Origin of the sequence: Acetohalobium arabaticum DSM 5501 (assembly GCF_000144695.1) — a bacterium.
GTDB lineage: Bacteria > Bacillota > Halanaerobiia > Halobacteroidales > Acetohalobiaceae > Acetohalobium > Acetohalobium arabaticum.
In genome coordinates this window covers 1,892,948-1,909,268 of sequence record NC_014378.1, presented here as the reverse complement: position 1 = coordinate 1,909,268, position 16,321 = coordinate 1,892,948, and the positions used below count along the sequence as shown (strand labels likewise).

Genomic DNA, 16,321 nt, shown 5'->3' with positions numbered 1-16,321 from the left:
TCACCATACTATGTATAATAAAGTAATATAAATAAATTAGAAAGTAATTATAAGAAGGTGAGAAAATGTTTATTAGATTATTACTCTTATTTACCATAGTTCCGATATTGGAGTTAGCTTTATTAATCCAACTAGGTAGCTATGTTGGACTGCTGCCGACAATCGGTTTAATTGCTGTAACTGGTGTTGTAGGTGCTTCATTGGCACGCAGTCAGGGTTTTCTAGTGGTTAATCAGATTCGAAATAAATTGGCAGCAGGAAGTTTGCCAGCAGATAGTTTAATTGAAGGATTATTAATTTTAATTGGTGGAGGGCTGCTGTTGACTCCAGGTTTATTGACTGATATTACCGGCTTTAGTTTGATAATTCCTCTTACTCGGAAAGCAATCAGGAGATTAGTTAAAAAAACATTAAAGAAGCAGATTGATAAAGGTAATATTCAGTTTAGCTTCTTTGGAGGTAATAAAGGCAATAGTGATAGTCAGCAGTATAATTGGCAGCAGACCGATGAAGAAGATGATTGGGATAATTTATCCGAATCAATTGATGTTAACTATGAAGAAGTAGATGATGAGAGTAAAGAAGATAATGATGACAATAAAGCTTAATAATAAATTAGCAAAAAGAGTTAGGAAGAAAAATCCTAACTCTTTTTGTGCTTTTTAGAGTTAAATTGATATATTGTTGCAGTTTAGAGTTGATATCTTGCAAACGCTCCGAAAATCAGCCCTAATTAGTCAGCAATAAATTATCCTTATAACTACATTTGAAAATTATAGCTTATATGATAATCATTCTCTTTTTTGGGGCTGCTTTAAAGTCGCTTGTTGCAAGATATCAACTCAATTGTGCAAAATTATCTGAGGAAGCGTTAAAAACCAATCCAATGAAACTTTTGTTCTGTAATAATGCAAATAGTCAACATTTCTCTGGAGCGACTCTTAAAACTGACTCGAAACCAGGGATGGTGGAGAGTCAGTTTTTGAGAATGAGTGAGACAGGACGTCGAACGAATGGCAAGCGTAAGAGATTGTTGACTATAATCTGTAATATCATCAAAGTGACACAATATATCAATATTTTTTGGCACACTTCTAAATTGTACAACATTGTTAATTATGAAGTTAGAAAAAATGATATTAAGCCCATATATACAAGGCTTGATAAACAGTTTAAATCTAATTGGCATTGTGATTGGTTGCATAGTCACAACAGGCAACATTGCCTTAAACAATTAGCACAGGATTGGAAATCTTATTTTAGTAGTCTTAAAGAATATAAAGAGAATCCTAATAAATACAAAGGTCAACCTAAGCCACCTAATTATAAACATATGGATAACAACCCAAATCAAGTAATCTATACCAACTTAGCCACAAGAATTAGAGATAGTAAATTGTTATTATCGGTATCTAAGGAGATTAAATCTAAATATGGAGTGGACAGTCTTAAATTTGAGCTACCTCCAGTAGTTTAAAGCTACATAGACTTAGATAATCTTAAACAGGTACGGATTAAGCAAGATAAAATCTCTAAAGAGTGGCACTTATTAATTATTTACAAGGTAGAACCTAAAGATAAGCCACAAGGTAACAATATAATGTCAATTGACTTAGGTTTAGATAATTTAGCTACCTTAACATTTAAAGATAGTCCCGAAAGCTATATCATTAATGGTAAAACTATTAAATCTAAGAATAGCTACTTCAATAAAGAGATAGCCAACCTCCAAAGAATTAGAATGAAACAGTTGGGTACTAGCAAAGTTAAGGATACTAAGCGAATTAAAAGACTAAGAATTAAACGTAACAATTATATCAAGGATTATCTCCACAAAGCTAGTAGAACAATAGTTAATTTAGCAATTCAAAATCAAGTATCTACTATTATAATTGGTGATATTAAAAATATTAAGCAGAATAATACACTTAAATCATTCGTACAAATACCAATACAAAGATTAGTAGAGTTAATTGAATATAAAGCTAAACTAGCAGGTATTAAGCTAATTAAAGTTAATGAAACCTATACTTCTGGTTGCTCGGCTATTGACCTAGAATCATTAAATAAAACCAACTATGATAAATCCAGACGAACTACTAGAGGTCTATTTAAAACTAAGAATAAGATACTTAACGCTGATGTGAACGGTAGCCTTAATATAATGCGTAAATATCTCAAAGACAAATGTATTCCTGAAATGATTCGTCAGATTAGGGATAATGGGGTTGTGGACACTCCTAAAAGAATAAGGGTTGCCTGTTAAGCAGGCGGAGACTTAATTACCACACTTCTTTTGAAGCCTCCGTTGCTTGTCTCAGAGGCAGTTCACAGATTAGTCAGCAACTTATCCCCCACTTTATCCTGCAGATAGACAGCACTGAAGTCCTGCTTAGAAGCTTCATATTTATCATAACCTAACTGGCGGCATTCGTTACAGACATCAAAGGGCAGGATAATGCTTCTTGTTTCTCCCATTGAATGGGGTCTGACTTGAGAATCAATAATCATTACTCCCGAACAGTCATCACAGATCTTAATTTTAATTTCTTGTTCTTCTCTAAGCTGGGAGGTATCATAAAAGATATTCCGATGGTTAATATGATAATCCTCTCCATTTATATTCTTGATGGGAAATTCATCTTGAAGATCGATTTTATCTCTTTTCTGCCAGCTAGTAATTAGTTTATTGGTTCTTTGTTTGATAGTATCAGTAATTTTAGCGGGCTGTTCTTTAACTGTTGGATCATAATCCGGTTCTTGAATATAGCTGTAGTCCAATCCAGCCATGGCCAGCATGATTCCTGTATTAATGTAAGGTAGAGCTGATTCAATAGAGTAGCCGCCTTGTAAGATAGCAAGGTCAGGATCCAGTTTATCATTTAATTCCGCATAGCCTTGGGCGGTAATGTTCATTCTAGTTAATGGATCGCTGTAATGATTATCCTGTCCAGCGGCATTAATGATTAAATCAGGATCGAAGTCATCTAAAATAGGTAGTATCAAATTATCCAGTGCATAATGAAGCCCTTGATCAGTAGTATTGGTCGGCAGAGGTAGATTAATTGTACGTCCCCAGGCTCCCGGTCCTCCTAGCTCATCAGTAAAGCCGGTTCCCGGGAATAATGTCCGTCCATCTTGGTGGATAGAGATATGTAATATATTAGGGTCATTGTAGTAGATATTCTGAGTTCCATCAGCATGATGAGCATCAGTATCAACAAAAGCAATCTTTAAGTCAGAATCGTATTTGTTGCGTAAGTATTCTACCATGATTGCTTCATTATTAATGGTACAGAATCCTCTGGCTCCATGTACTACTCGAAATGCATGATGGCCAGGAGGGCGAATAATGGCAAAAGCTTTATCAACTTCTTTCTGCATAACTAGTTCTGCTGCTTTAATAGCACCTCCGGCTGAGATTAAATGAGGTTTGGAGATAATTGATTTAGCGTCAGGAATACATATATGTGTCCGATTAACATCATCTTCTGTAGCTACTAAAGGATTATATTCTTTTATTCCTTCTATATCTAATAACCCTTCTTCCAATACCTGATCTTTAGTATATAATAATCTTTCCTCTCGTTCTGGATGGGTAGGTGAGATAGACCAATCAAAAGCTGGAAAGAAGATTAATCCTAGGTTATTCTTTGCTTTAATTTGCATTTAGCTTCCTCCTTCCTGGTTTGACTTGGGCTGTAACTTCGATAATTTGACCGGTTGTGTTGAATCCACGGACTAAATTAAAGGCCTGGTTGTTAGTGATTTCAATTTCAGGTGTTTGGTTTTTAAGGTTAGCTTTTAATTTTTGCTTGGCTATTCTTTCTGCTTTCTTTAAATTGAATTCAGCTGTAATTTTTTCTTCAATGCCCAGCTCTGGAATATTATAATAATCACGTGATGTATCAGCATATAAAGTACATTCCCTAGTAGTTCGGGCTAGGGCGGCTCCTATAGCATTAGCTACCGGAGAATAGTTAGGGACTTCATAATTTAAGTTTAATCTATCAGCTAATTTAGGAATTATCGCTTTTGCTGGACCGCCGATTCCAGTGATTTTAGTTGGTCGAATTCTATTATTAGTTAATAATTTATTAATTGTATAGACTGGTTGATTATTTAATTTAGTTAACATTTGATTGATTTTATTCTGAATTTGAGAACAGAACTCAGTTATGATTCTATCGGCTAATTTTTGAATTGAGAGATTCATTTCTTCAGCCAAGGGTTTTAGACTAGCGGTTGCTTTCTCTTTATCTCCGCTGTTAGTTAAGCCTAAAATGACCAGGGCATCCGTCGGTGTAGGTGCTGGTCCACCAAAAGCAGCTGCTGGTCCCTTGCGTTGTGGACCAATTTTAAGATTTCCATTTTTGATTTGAATTAAACTATCTCCGCCGGCTCCAATAGATTGATTATAGAGCCCCCGCACAGATGTCTTATAATCATTGATTGTAATTCCTTTTGGCTTAAAGATAGGTTCCTGTCCAATAAAGAGAGAAATATCAGTAGTGGTTCCTCCGATATCCAGTCCTAATGATGTTTCAGAAGGTTCAGTTAAACCGAAAATTCCCATGATGCTGGCAGCTGGTCCGGAATTAATGCTTTTAATTGGCGCATTTTTAGCTTCTTGTAGAGACATAGTGCCTCCGTCAGCCTTTAAGATATAGACTGGAGCTTCTAAATTCAGCTTATTTAATCCGGTTTGAATATCAGATATGAATCTATTCTGTTCTGTCTGTACTCCAGTATTGAGATAGGTGGTAGCTACTCGCCGGGGATAATTTAACTTACCGGACAGCTTATGGCTGAGGGTGATATTTTCGACTTCAGAAAAATCATCTTCGATTATTTCTTTAATTTTCAATTCATGCTCAGGATTGCGGGTGGAGAATTTACCGCAGATACCGATATTGAGCACTTCATTTTTAATAAAGCCGGCTATAGCTTGTTTGATTTCTGCTTCATCAATTGATTTCACTTCTCGACCGCGGTGGTCAATAGATCCAGAGAGTATCTTGGCATGTGGGCTGTAGCTATACCAATCTGGATTGAGACCGGGTCCAGGAATTAATAATAAACCTGCGGCTCGATATTCTTCTTTGACAATTAAGTTGGTAGCCAGAGTAGTGCTTAAGACTAATCGATCTAGTTGTTTAGTGGTTAAGTTAGATGTTAGCTGTTGGCAACTGGTAAGAATAGTTTTAGTCAAATCTTGGGGTTGAGTAGGTAATTTATTATGTTTGAGTAATTGATTATTCTGATCTAATAGTACTCCATCAGTATGAGTACCTCCAATATCTATTCCTAACTGCATATTAAACACCTCCAGTTAATTTTATATAGTTTAGCTCAGAACCTTCCTATGTTTGTCGTAGGGGCTGAGTGGGCCTTTAACTTTAAGGTTCGATATTTTGAAATTAAATATTCTCTTTTGCAACACCTATTTTTAAGTTTTCTTTCCAGGCAATTCTTAAAGTTGCTCCTTTATAGTAAAAAATATTGAAACTTTTATATATGTATTTTTATAAACTTGTTAATAGTCCTTTAATTATTTTTTAAAATAATAAAGGTAACGTTTTTTTAAAACTCAACATAATATGTAACAAATTGTAACTAAATTGTAAGGAGGGAAAATGAATGACCTTTGAAGAACAGCTACAGGCTCAAATAGGAGACTTTATGACGGTTATAATTAAGGCGGGCGGAAACTGCTGTAAGCATAGAGGGATTTTATGTTCAATTCGGGATGATTTTATTGTTTTAGTCCATGATGATGAACGGATTGAGATACCTATAAGCCAGATTGCTGCTGTTAGAAAGTTGGCTGGTGGAGCTTCGGAAGAAGACTATTATGATGATGACTGTTATGATGATTGGAAATAAATCAAAAGGAAGGGGGGGTAATGATGAATTATGATTTTGTTGAAGGTTTAGAAGATCAAGTTGGTGATTCTATAGCGGTTATAATTAATGCCGGAGAAGGATGTTGTTTACACCAGGGGATATTATGTCAGGTTGGAGTAGATTTTGTTACTTTGGTTGATGGAGATGAAAGAATAGAGGTTCCGTTTGAATCCATTGCAGCAATTAAAAAGCAGGCCTGTGGGGCAGCAGACGAAAGAATGGACCCATAAGGAAAAATATAGTCAGAGGGTTGCACAACCTTCTGACTATCATATTTATATATCTAGATCAAATAAAGTTTCAAGTACTTCTTTAATAATTGGTTTTATCTCTTTAGCAGATAGGGTGGATGCTGGTACTTGTTTAGGATTAGTAATAATTGCTGTAATTTTTTTAATCGGAATTTTAATAACTGTTGGAGTATTGATTAGAGTTATAAAGTCTGCTTCAATTCTAGCTAAAATTCCTTGGAAAGAATCCGATTTTTGATTGTTATGGGCAATAACGTGTAGAAATTGATCACGGTGATTGATTAATTCTTGTTTAAAATTAGGAGAGTGGTTTGATTTCTGTTCTTTTCTTATATCTGTTTGGTTATTCTTATTTATTTTATTATTATTTTTTTCTGTTGTTTTCTGTTCAACTGTCTTAAACCAGTTATCAGTTTTTGCAGTATTAGTCTTTTTATTATGTACCATCAAGGTCACCTCTTTAAGTTAGTAGCGGCTTAGAAGCAGACTGCTTGTGATATGATTATATGTAGTTAGATAGTAAAGTGTTACTATTAAAGTGAATTAAATCATTTGAACTGTAAATTTATGGAATATAAGTTTCTTTTTCTTATTTTTGATGATATAATGATATTAGCATTTATAAATAATTATTTGCTACATAATATAAGCTTTGTTACATAATATAAGTTTAGTGACTAAAATGATTAGGAGGGAGAAGTTAATGAGTAAACCTAGATATCAGCAGAAGGAATGGCAGAAAGAAATGAAGATTAGATTGGATGTTAATAATATGTTTGCCAGTCAGGTAGGGGAAGAACACGGTTTTACTCCAGAAGATATTGAAGAATTAGAGGAAGAACTACAGACAGCTCATGAAGCTATTAGAGAAGCAAAAGAAGAGGGTGAATTAGGCTTTATGGAACTTCCTGAGACCCAAAAAGATGTTGCCCGTAGAATAAAAGAATCAGCAGCAGAAAAACGAAAGGAATTTGATAACTTTGTGGTTTTAGGAATCGGCGGGTCGGCTTTAGGTGCTAAAGCTTTACGTACAGCCTTTACTCATTCCTATAAACAAGAAGTACCTAGATTATTTGTTTCTGATAATGTTGATCCAGCTAATTTCAAAGAACTGTTAGAGGCTCTAGATTTAGAAAAGACAGTCTTTAATGTAATTTCTAAATCTGGCGGAACAGCAGAGACCATGAGTCAGTTCTTGATTGCTCGTGATTTGGTAGCAAAAGAGTTAGGAATAGATAAAGTAGCAGAACACTTTATTGCTACTACAAGTAAAGATTCCGGAAAGTTAATTGAGATTGCCCAAAGAGAAGGGATCGAAACCTTTTATATTCCTGAAAATGTAGGAGGTAGGTTTTCAGTTTTAACCCCTGTAGGTTTATTACCGGCTGCTTTTTGTGGAATTGATATTGAGGAATTATTAGCCGGAGCAGAGTATATGGACCGCATCTGTGCTGTAGATGATGTTTGGAAGAATCCTGCCTATTTGAATGCTACGTTACAGTATTTAGCAGATCAGGATGGAAAGAATATATCAGTTATGATGCCGTATGTTGATAAATTAAAGGATGTTGCTGACTGGTACCGACAGTTATGGGCTGAGTCTCTGGGAAAAGAGAAGGATAGAGATGGAAAAGTGGTAAATGTGGGTCCTACGCCGGTTAAGGCTTTAGGAACTACCGACCAGCATTCACAGGTTCAGTTATATATGGCCGGCCCTTATGATAAAGTAATTACTTTCTTAACTGTTGATGCTTATGGTGCTGAGGTAGAGATTCCTCAAGAATACAGCGACATTGAAGAAGTTTCTTATCTAGGGGGGCATATACTTAACGACTTAATTACTACAGAACAGACAGCTACCGAGTTGGCGTTGACTAAGAATCAACGTCTGAATACTACTATTACTTTACCGGAAGTGAATGAGTTTACAGTAGGCCAACTGTTTTATATGTTTGAATTACAGACTGCTTTTGCTGGTGAATTATATGGTATTAATGCCTTTAATCAGCCGGGAGTAGAATTGGGAAAGAATTATACATATGGTATACTGGGGAGACAAGGATATGAAGAGAGAAAAGAGGAGTATGAAGCAAAAGCTCCAAAGGATGATGGATTAATTATATAGATATCAATTAATAGGACATCATTTCTGATGTCCTATTTTGTTAGTTTATTCCAATGTTAAATTCTCTATTATAGGTTATAATATTATAGAGTGGTACGTGAGGTTAGAATAAGAGATATTTTAAGTAAAGATTTTAAAAAATAAAAGGGATTTGCTCAAACTTTGCTGAATTACTTTGTAAGATGGTTAAAATAAGAAAGTAGAATAACTTAGGAGGATAAATAGTGAATTGGCGGAGAATTAAAGTATTATTTCCATTATTGGTTTTTTTAATTTTGCTCAATATTTATACAGTAGCCTTTGCTTCTAGTTTAGGAGTTAGAGATTTAGAAGTTGGAATGCGGGGAAGTGATGTTAAATTATTACAGCAGAGGTTAAATAATTTAGGTTATAGTATAGAAGTTGATGGAATCTTTGGTAAGGAAACTAAAAAGATAGTAAAGAAATTTCAAGAAAAAAATGATTTATTCTCTGATGGAATTGTAGGAACTAGAACCATCTATTATTTACAGAATAAAAAGATTGATTTAGAATATAAGGTAGAGCCGGGTGATTCATTATATGGCTTAGCAGAAGAGTATGATGTTTCTGTTGATGCGATTAAGCAAGCTAATGATCTTAAAGACTCAATGATTAGAGTTGGACAAAAATTAATAATTCCTGATATAGCAATAGGGGGCGGAAATGAAAAGGATCTCTATAATATTATTATTGAGTATAAAGTCAGGGCTGGGGATACTTTATCAGAATTAGCGAAAAGATATAATAGTGATATATCTGAAATTAAAGAATTGAATAATCTAAATGGAGAACGAATTAGAATTGGACAGACTTTAAAGATTCCTAGAAAAGCCCAAGGAGTTGAAGTAAGTAGGACTGGTTCTAATTATCATCGATCTGAATTTATCTGGCCAGTTAAGGGTAGAATAAGTTCTGATTATGGTTATAGAGTTCATCCTATTACTTCTGAGCGGCATTTTCATGGAGGAGTTGATATAGCAGTTTCTCCTGGAACTGTCATTAAGGCAGCAGCTCCCGGAAAGGTAGTTACTAGTTCCTGGGTTAAAGGTTTTGGATATACCGTAATTATTAAACATAAAGACCGGATTAAAACCTTATATGCACATAATTCTAGATTGTTAGTGAAAACTGGTCAATATGTACAGCAAGGACAGGTTATATCCCGTTCAGGAAGTACTGGACGCAGTACTGGCCCTCATCTTGATTTTAGAATCCTACTTGATGGAGAACCAATTAATCCATTAAATAAACTCCCTTCTAAATATTAAAGTTATTCTGCTGAACCTCTGACTAAGTATAGTCAGAGGTTTTAGTTAATTAAAAATCATAAAATTAATATATATAGAAGGTATTTGATTTAGAATATAGAATTAATATAAAAATGTAATTTCTTTTTAAGTGAATCCCTTGTGAAAAAAATATCTTAATTTATAAATTAAAGTTGGAATAAAATGGAATTAAAAGGAGGAAAGTTAATGGAGCTTAAAGATGTAAAAGAGATTACAGAATCAGAGATAATAATAGGTGAAGACAATCTGGATTTAGAAATCACTACTGCTTGTGGGGCTGACTTAATGAGTGATGTATTAGCCTTTACTGTTGAAAAGACGCTCTTATTAACAGGATTGACTAAGCTTCAGGTGATTAGAACTGCAGATTTAATTGATTTATCGGCAATTATCTTTGTTAGAGGCAAACAGCCTAGTGATGAGGCAGTAAAATTGGCTCAAGAGACTGAAATTCCGTTATTATACACAGATTATACCTTATATGAGTCATGCGGCCGGTTGTATCAGGCAGGTTTAGGTGCGGAATAAGCCAAAGGGGGAAGCATAAGTTGCAGAATTTTACACTGGAATTTGTTAAACAGATTTCGGCTGATTTAACAATTAATGATATTATGACTACTGATGTAATTACCCTGCATCCTGATAATAAGTTAAAGAATGCTAAAGAAATTATGCGCCTTAGAAAGATTTCAGGAATTCCTATTGTTGATCAGAATAAAAGACTGTTGGGAATTATTAGCATTGATGATATAATTCAGGGATTGGAATATAATAAATTAGATAATAAGATCAATAGTTTAATGAGTACAGATTTAATTACAGTTAATAATCAGAATAATTCTATTGGTGATGTTTTATTTAAGTTTAAGAAGTATAAATTTGGTAGACTGCCGGTAATAGATAATAATAATAAATTAGTAGGAATTATTACTCCTGGTGATATTACCCGTAAATTATTATCCAAAGTTAAAGAAAAGATAAGTGAAGATTCTTTTGCTGAAAATGGAGTTAGAAAAGAAGATGAAGAAGCGAGTAAAGAAGAGGTTCAGCCTCTTGAATTACAGATTGAAGGCGGAAATTTCAAGAAGGGAGGAAATGCTTCGAGTAGAATTAAGAAGACCTTGCAGCAATTAGAAATTTCAGCAGCTGTCATTAGAAAGGCAGCTATTGTAATCTATGAAGCAGAAATGAATGTAATAATTCATGCTAAACGGGGTAAAGTATTGTTAGAAGTTGATCAGAGCCGGATTAAAATAACAGTTGAAGATTCAGGCCCTGGAATTAAAGATGTAGAATCTGCTATGGAGCCGGGTTATTCTACTGCTTCTGAATATATACGGGAATTAGGGTTTGGAGCTGGTATGGGACTAGCCAATATCAAACGCTATTCAGATGAATTAAATATTGATTCAAAAGTCAGTCAAGGTACCAAAATAGAAGCGGAGATCTATCTGGAGTCGGATGATTAAGCTTTGAGAGAAATAGATATAAAGGAGGCGTGAAATTGGAGTTAAAAGAAATTATTTCTATATTGGACTTAACAGTAGTTGATAGATCAATTGAATTAGATTCTGAAGTAACAGGAGGATATTCTTCTGATTTATTGAGCCATGTAATGGGCCAGGCTAATCCGGGTGACTTATGGATTACTATTCAGACGCATCAGAATATAGTAGCAGTAGCCTCTTTAATTGGATTAGCCGGAATTATAATTGTTGATGGGGCGGAGCTGGATGAAGAAACTATAATTAAAGCCAAAGAAGAAGAAATTCCCTTATTAACTACTGAACTATCAGCTTATGAAATAGCAGGGCGACTGTATAAATTAGGAGTTTAAGGAGTATTATATAATGATAGAATATTTAGCTGATCTACATGTTCATACAGTTCTGTCTCCATGTGGTGATTTGATAATGACTCCGCAGAATATTATTCAGACAGCAGAAGCTAAAGGAATAGATATTTTAGCAATTACTGATCATAATTCGGCTGAAAATTTGGAAGTAGCTTTGAAATTGGCTAAGAGTTCAACCGTTAATATAATCCCAGGTATGGAGATTGAGACTAAAGAGGAAATTCATTTAATTACTCTTTTTTCTGATTTAAAAGCAGTAATGTCTTTTCAAAAATTAGTCTATTCTCATTTGCCGCCGGTTGATAATGATGAAGAGGTTTTTGGTCCTCAGTTAATTACTGATGAGAAGGATCAATTCATAGATAGGATAGAGCAGCTGCTTTTAATATCGACGGATCTTTCTTTAGAAGAGACAGTAGCCGAAGTAGAAAAACGGGGTGGAATAATCTTTCCGGCTCATGTCGATAAAAAAGAGTACAGTATATTGACCAGTTTGGGCTTTATTCCAGAAGAAGTTAATTTTTCAGTATTGGAAATTTCTAAATTCTGTTCCCAAATAGAATTATATAATAAATTTCCAACAGCAGAATCTTATCGGTTAATAAAGTCTTCAGATGCACATTATATATCTGATATAGCGCCACATATTAAATTTAAATTAAAAGCACCAATTTTATCAGAAATAAATCTGGCTTTTAAAGGTGATAAGGACCGGAAGGTAGTAATTAACAAATGATTATGGAGGAATATGGTAGTGAAAGAATTATCGCTGCATATTTTGGATTTAGTACAGAATTCTATCAAGGCTGAAGCTACAGAAGTAAGAATAGAAATAATTGAGGATTTAACAGCTGACAAGATGAAGATCTTGATTATTGATAATGGTCAAGGGATTTCTGAAGAATTTCTTGAAGATGTCTTAGATCCCTTTACTACAACCAGGACTACTCGAAAAGTAGGTTTAGGTCTGCCGCTCTTTCAAGCAGCAGCTGAACAGTGTAATGGAGAATTAAATATTTCATCTACAGAGGGTAAAGGCACAACAGTAGAAGCTACTTTTCAGCACAGCCATATTGACCGGGTACCTTTAGGAGATATTGTGGGAACTATTGTAACAATTATTCAGGGGAATCCTGATTTAGATCTTTATTATCGACATGTAATTGATAATGAAGAATTTTCATTTGTTACATCAGATCTTAGAGATAGATTACAGGGAGTGCCGCTTAATAAGCCGGAAGTAATTAAGTTTATTAAAGAATATTTATCAGAAAATATAGAAAAAATTAAAAAGACAGAAGAATTAAAGTAATAGAATTATTAAAATTAAAATTAAATTAAAAAAATTCAGAATTTAAGCAGGTATTCATATATTAGTGTAGAACATAAGTAATAAGTAAAAAATATAATTATTTTAGATGCCTTGTGAAAAAAATCACTTTTACTATTCCGATTACTGATAAATATAAAGTGATTTTAAATGTAATTGGATTTTAGATAGATATTTAATGGTGGCTTAAATTTAATGTAAGGGAGTGATATTAATGGTGTGTATTATCTGTGGTAAAAAGATTTCGAAGCAAAAATTCTGTAATACCTGTGAGGAATGTGAAGAAAAGGTAGATAAGCTATCACAGGAAATATTAAAATCACATAAAAAGCTTACACTTCGTCATATTAAACAAGCCAATATTGAGTACAATAAGCCGTAATTGTAGTTAAAGTTCTATATTATTTTTTTTGATGATTGTGCATTTATGCACAATCATTTTTATTATGCTGTAAATTCAATTAAAAACAGGAATATATATAATTAAAGTAGAATAAATGAATATAACCCTATAATTGAATTTTTCATATTTAGGAGGCAGAAGGGATGCTAATTCACAAACGGATAATTATGTTAGTGATTTTACTTACTTTAGTATGTTATATATCACCTGTTTTGGCTTCGAGTACAGTTTCTAAGGTATTTATTAATGATCGGCTTGTACGGTCTGATTTAAAAGTTAAGCAGATGGGGGATACTTTATTAATTCCTGTTGAAATATTAACAGAGGGATTTAATTTAGAGGTTGATTGGAAGAATCTAATTAAAACAGTTAATATAAAATATGATGATAAAGTAATTAAATTAAGAGCAGGAGAGAGTAAAGTGCAGGTTGGAGATAGGATTAAAGAGTTATCTTCAGATATTAGATTGGAAAAGGATAGAGTCTTGATTCCAGTAGATTTTATAAGTAAAATATTAGGTTATAAAGTAGACTGGACTGATAATACTCTACAGTTTTCTAAGCCTTCCGGTACGGTAAAGGATATTACATATGAGAATCAGAAGTTTGGCGAAGCAATTAAGATTGAAATTACAGAGCAACTGGATTATGAAATCAAACAATTAACTGCTCCGGATCGTTTGTTGATTGATATATATGATTCTAAGTTAGCAGAGGATATTGATGATATTGCTGTGAATAATGGATCAATATTTCAGATTAGAAGCGGTCAGTTCAACCCAGGGGTTACGAGAGTTGTATTAGATCTATATCAGCCTTTAGATTATAGAACGGAAGTTATTAACAAGAATGGAGATTGTCAGTTAATATTGAAGATGAATTCTAAGATTACTGGTTTTAAATATGATAATAATAAAGGTTTATTCTCAATTTCTGCTACTGATGAATTGAATAATTATAAAACAGAATTTGATAAAGATAATAAAAAGATGATAGTTAAGTTTCCAAATATGATTTTAGATGTAGTAAAGGATAAGTTTGTAATAGATAATGAGTTAGTTAAAAATGTTAATTTAACACAGTTAGAAAAGGAAGGAATTCCAGTAATAAAGGTTATTTTTAAAATGAAAAAATGGTTTGAATTGGATATTGAGCAGGATTCAGAGAACAATAATCTATTATTATTGCGTCCAGAGAGGCGAGTTGAGTTAATAGATGTTAATTATGATTCACAGGCAGGAGAGGTTAGAATAAAGACTGAATATCCGGTCACTCCTCAGGTGGTTCCGCTAGAAAAAGGGGATCGTTTAGTTGCCGATTTTCCGAATGCAGTTTTCCGGGATTTAAGCCAGAATATTACAATAGAAGATGAGTTTATAGAAGAAATTAGAATAGCTCAATTCAATAAAGAGCTGGTTCGAACAGTAATTGATTTGGAAAAACTAGTGGATTATGAGCTTGAAAGTAGAGTAGACAAAGAAACGGATGATTATGTTACAGTAGTAAAACTGGATTCGCCTAAGAATCTTAAGTCACAGGCTGAAAAAGATATTGCTGAGCAGGAAACTGAGGAGAAAAGCAAACAGTTGAGGGCTGTTGATATAACACAGCAAAATCAAAAAACCTCAATGCAGGTTAAGTTAAATACTGACTCTAATTATGAAATCAGAAAGTTTAATTATCCAGATAGATTGGTAATCGATATTCCAGGGGCAGCAGCTGCTTTAAAGCCGACAGAAATTACTGAGGCTAAAGGGGTTATTAAGGATGTTAGAGTGAGCCAGTTTTCACGTAATCCAATGATAGCCAGAGTAGTATTTGAATTATCTCATGCAGTTGATTATCAGGTAGTTTCAGAGGAAGAGACCAATGAGATAAATCTTCAAATCCAAGCTACTAACAGTAATAACTTGAATTTAGTAGGAAAAACGATTGTAATTGATGCTGGGCATGGAGGAGCTGATCCTGGAGCTATTGGGGCTGGAGGAACTATGGAGAAAGATGTTAATTTAGATGTTGCTAAAAAATTAGCATCCCTCTTAAAAGAGGCTGGAGCTAAGATTAGGATGACTAGAAAAGAAGATAAGTATGTTACACTCTGGGATCGAGCGAATGAGGCTAATGAATTAAACTGTGATATATTTGTTAGTATTCATGCCAATGCTCACCAAAAGAAGAAAGCTTCAGGATCTGAAACCTACGTTTATCCCGGCAGCTATGGTGATAACTTGGTACTGGCTAAAAAAGTACAGGGCTCATTACATGAAAAGTTAGGAACTCCTGATCGTGGTGTTAGATTTGATAAATTTTATGTTTTGGAGAATACCACTATGCCTTCAATTTTGGTTGAGATTGGTTTTTTAACTAATAGTCATGAAGAAAGGTTACTGGCTAGCTCTAGTTTTAAGCAGAAGGCAGCTGAAGGAATGTATAAAGGAATAGTTGATTTCTTTAGCCGAACAGGCAAGGAGGAAGGAAACTAATGATGACGGATAAAGAAAAGAAGAATTATCTGTTAATTGCGGGTATTACCTTAATTTCAGTAATTATATTATTTATTTTATTTACTACTTCTCAGAGTGAAACGAAAGAAGTAAAGCTTTATTTTAGTTATAATCAAGGACAGAATTTGAAATCAGAAGTAAGAAGAGTTGAATCAGACCAATTATATGTTAATACTATTCAAGAGTTAATTCAGGGGCCAACAGATAAATATCTAGGCCAGACTCTTCCAGACGGAACTAAATTGATAGATTTTAAGCTAAGAAAGGAAGTATTAATTCTAAATTTCAATTCTAAATTTAGGGAGAATCATTGGGGTGGCAGTACTGGTGAGATTATGACTATCTATTCTATTGTTAATACTATGGCTCAGTTTCCTGAAGTTAAGCAGGTTCAATTCTTAATTGCCGGAACAAAGATTGAGAGTTTAGTAGGACATATTGATTTAACAGATCCTATTGGACCTAATGATGAATTAATAGAATATGAAAATTAGTGAATTACTCGGCATTAAAATACCGAATATTTCCTTAATTATCCTTTTTGATTTTTATAATTTTCAGAATTAAATTATTAAATAAAAAGTTTGACTTTTTTTCGATAATTATGTATAATTAATTTAGTAATATTGGTCAGGC

The 16,321-nt window shown here is 33.6% G+C and carries 16 protein-coding genes and 1 pseudogene; 14 read left to right on the top strand and 3 right to left on the bottom strand.

The window, feature by feature from the left end; all coding sequences use genetic code 11:
- The first annotated feature begins 65 nt into the window (after positions 1-65).
- On the top strand, positions 66-608 hold the full coding sequence (locus acear_RS09360; RefSeq protein WP_013278772.1) for an FxsA family protein: 543 nt from the start codon (positions 66-68) through the stop codon (positions 606-608).
- 422 nt (positions 609-1,030) lie between these two features.
- Positions 1,031-2,266 (top strand): annotated as a pseudogene (locus acear_RS09355) (RNA-guided endonuclease InsQ/TnpB family protein).
- A gap of 62 nt (positions 2,267-2,328) precedes the next feature.
- On the opposite strand, the gene acear_RS09350 reads toward acear_RS09355, so the two are convergent.
- Positions 2,329-3,669: a histone deacetylase family protein gene (locus acear_RS09350; RefSeq protein ID WP_013278771.1), complete on the bottom strand. Its 1,341-nt coding sequence runs from the start codon at positions 3,667-3,669 to the stop codon at positions 2,329-2,331.
- The gene (locus acear_RS09345) at positions 3,659-5,317 is read right to left on the bottom strand and encodes a hydantoinase/oxoprolinase family protein (RefSeq protein ID WP_013278770.1); all 1,659 of its coding nucleotides are present in this window, start codon (positions 5,315-5,317) and stop codon (positions 3,659-3,661) included. The genes acear_RS09350 and acear_RS09345 overlap by 11 nt, the downstream gene beginning before the upstream one ends.
- A 323-nt stretch (positions 5,318-5,640) precedes the next feature.
- Here acear_RS09345 and acear_RS09340 point away from each other — a divergent pair, with 323 nt between their 5' ends.
- Together acear_RS09340 and acear_RS09335 are read left to right on the top strand one after the other, a co-directional pair.
- A complete protein-coding gene (locus tag acear_RS09340; RefSeq protein ID WP_013278769.1) occupies positions 5,641-5,886 on the top strand; it encodes a hypothetical protein in 246 nt (81 codons plus the stop codon).
- Positions 5,887-5,909: 23 nt separating this feature from the next.
- Positions 5,910-6,137, top strand: a complete 228-nt coding sequence (locus acear_RS09335) for a hypothetical protein (RefSeq protein WP_013278768.1) — start codon at positions 5,910-5,912, stop codon at positions 6,135-6,137.
- A 45-nt stretch (positions 6,138-6,182) separates the two neighbouring features.
- On the opposite strand, the gene acear_RS09330 is transcribed toward acear_RS09335, so the two are convergent.
- On the bottom strand, positions 6,183-6,605 hold the full coding sequence (locus acear_RS09330) for a hypothetical protein (RefSeq protein ID WP_013278767.1): 423 nt from the start codon (positions 6,603-6,605) through the stop codon (positions 6,183-6,185).
- 256 nt (positions 6,606-6,861) lie between these two features.
- On the opposite strand from acear_RS09330, the gene acear_RS09325 reads away from it, so the two are divergent.
- The 10 genes from acear_RS09325 (at position 6,862) to acear_RS09285 (ending at position 16,179) form a co-directional block, all read left to right on the top strand.
- Positions 6,862-8,283 (top strand): glucose-6-phosphate isomerase, encoded by a 1,422-nt coding sequence (locus tag acear_RS09325; RefSeq protein ID WP_013278766.1) that lies wholly within the window; start codon positions 6,862-6,864, stop codon positions 8,281-8,283.
- 224 nt (positions 8,284-8,507) lie between these two features.
- Positions 8,508-9,572 (top strand): peptidoglycan DD-metalloendopeptidase family protein, encoded by a 1,065-nt coding sequence (locus tag acear_RS09320; protein ID WP_013278765.1) that lies wholly within the window; start codon positions 8,508-8,510, stop codon positions 9,570-9,572.
- Positions 9,573-9,779: 207 nt separating this feature from the next.
- The gene (locus acear_RS09315) at positions 9,780-10,121 is read left to right on the top strand and encodes a DRTGG domain-containing protein (protein ID WP_013278764.1); all 342 of its coding nucleotides are present in this window, start codon (positions 9,780-9,782) and stop codon (positions 10,119-10,121) included.
- A 20-nt stretch (positions 10,122-10,141) separates the two neighbouring features.
- Positions 10,142-11,062: a CBS domain-containing protein gene (locus acear_RS09310; RefSeq protein ID WP_013278763.1), complete on the top strand. Its 921-nt coding sequence runs from the start codon at positions 10,142-10,144 to the stop codon at positions 11,060-11,062.
- Between the two features lie 35 nt (positions 11,063-11,097).
- The gene (locus tag acear_RS09305) at positions 11,098-11,430 is read left to right on the top strand and encodes a DRTGG domain-containing protein (protein WP_013278762.1); all 333 of its coding nucleotides are present in this window, start codon (positions 11,098-11,100) and stop codon (positions 11,428-11,430) included.
- A gap of 13 nt (positions 11,431-11,443) precedes the next feature.
- Positions 11,444-12,184, top strand: a complete 741-nt coding sequence (locus tag acear_RS09300) for a PHP domain-containing protein (protein ID WP_013278761.1) — start codon at positions 11,444-11,446, stop codon at positions 12,182-12,184.
- Positions 12,185-12,202: 18 nt separating this feature from the next.
- On the top strand, positions 12,203-12,760 hold the full coding sequence (locus acear_RS09295; RefSeq protein WP_013278760.1) for an ATP-binding protein: 558 nt from the start codon (positions 12,203-12,205) through the stop codon (positions 12,758-12,760).
- A gap of 232 nt (positions 12,761-12,992) precedes the next feature.
- On the top strand, positions 12,993-13,160 hold the full coding sequence (locus tag acear_RS12590) for a hypothetical protein (protein ID WP_013278759.1): 168 nt from the start codon (positions 12,993-12,995) through the stop codon (positions 13,158-13,160).
- 164 nt (positions 13,161-13,324) lie between these two features.
- On the top strand, positions 13,325-15,664 hold the full coding sequence (locus acear_RS12205) for an N-acetylmuramoyl-L-alanine amidase family protein (RefSeq protein ID WP_013278758.1): 2,340 nt from the start codon (positions 13,325-13,327) through the stop codon (positions 15,662-15,664).
- Positions 15,664-16,179: a GerMN domain-containing protein gene (locus acear_RS09285; protein ID WP_013278757.1), complete on the top strand. Its 516-nt coding sequence runs from the start codon at positions 15,664-15,666 to the stop codon at positions 16,177-16,179. Before acear_RS12205 ends, acear_RS09285 begins: the two co-directional genes overlap by 1 nt.
- Positions 16,180-16,321 lie beyond the last annotated feature (142 nt).

Excerpts from the sequence above, each read along its gene's own strand:
- acear_RS09360 (WP_013278772.1), top strand. The coding sequence starts at position 66 with ATGTTTATTAGATTATTACTCTTATTTACCATAGTTCCGATATTGGAG.
- acear_RS09350 (WP_013278771.1), bottom strand. The coding sequence starts at position 3,669 with ATGCAAATTAAAGCAAAGAATAACCTAGGATTAATCTTCTTTCCAGCT.
- acear_RS09345 (WP_013278770.1), bottom strand. The coding sequence starts at position 5,317 with ATGCAGTTAGGAATAGATATTGGAGGTACTCATACTGATGGAGTACTA.
- acear_RS09340 (WP_013278769.1), top strand. The coding sequence starts at position 5,641 with ATGACCTTTGAAGAACAGCTACAGGCTCAAATAGGAGACTTTATGACG.
- acear_RS09335 (WP_013278768.1), top strand. The coding sequence starts at position 5,910 with ATGAATTATGATTTTGTTGAAGGTTTAGAAGATCAAGTTGGTGATTCT.
- acear_RS09330 (WP_013278767.1), bottom strand. The coding sequence starts at position 6,605 with ATGGTACATAATAAAAAGACTAATACTGCAAAAACTGATAACTGGTTT.
- acear_RS09325 (WP_013278766.1), top strand. The coding sequence starts at position 6,862 with ATGAGTAAACCTAGATATCAGCAGAAGGAATGGCAGAAAGAAATGAAG.
- acear_RS09315 (WP_013278764.1), top strand. The coding sequence starts at position 9,780 with ATGGAGCTTAAAGATGTAAAAGAGATTACAGAATCAGAGATAATAATA.
- acear_RS09300 (WP_013278761.1), top strand. The coding sequence starts at position 11,444 with ATGATAGAATATTTAGCTGATCTACATGTTCATACAGTTCTGTCTCCA.
- acear_RS12590 (WP_013278759.1), top strand. The coding sequence starts at position 12,993 with ATGGTGTGTATTATCTGTGGTAAAAAGATTTCGAAGCAAAAATTCTGT.
- acear_RS12205 (WP_013278758.1), top strand. The coding sequence starts at position 13,325 with ATGCTAATTCACAAACGGATAATTATGTTAGTGATTTTACTTACTTTA.
- acear_RS09285 (WP_013278757.1), top strand. The coding sequence starts at position 15,664 with ATGATGACGGATAAAGAAAAGAAGAATTATCTGTTAATTGCGGGTATT.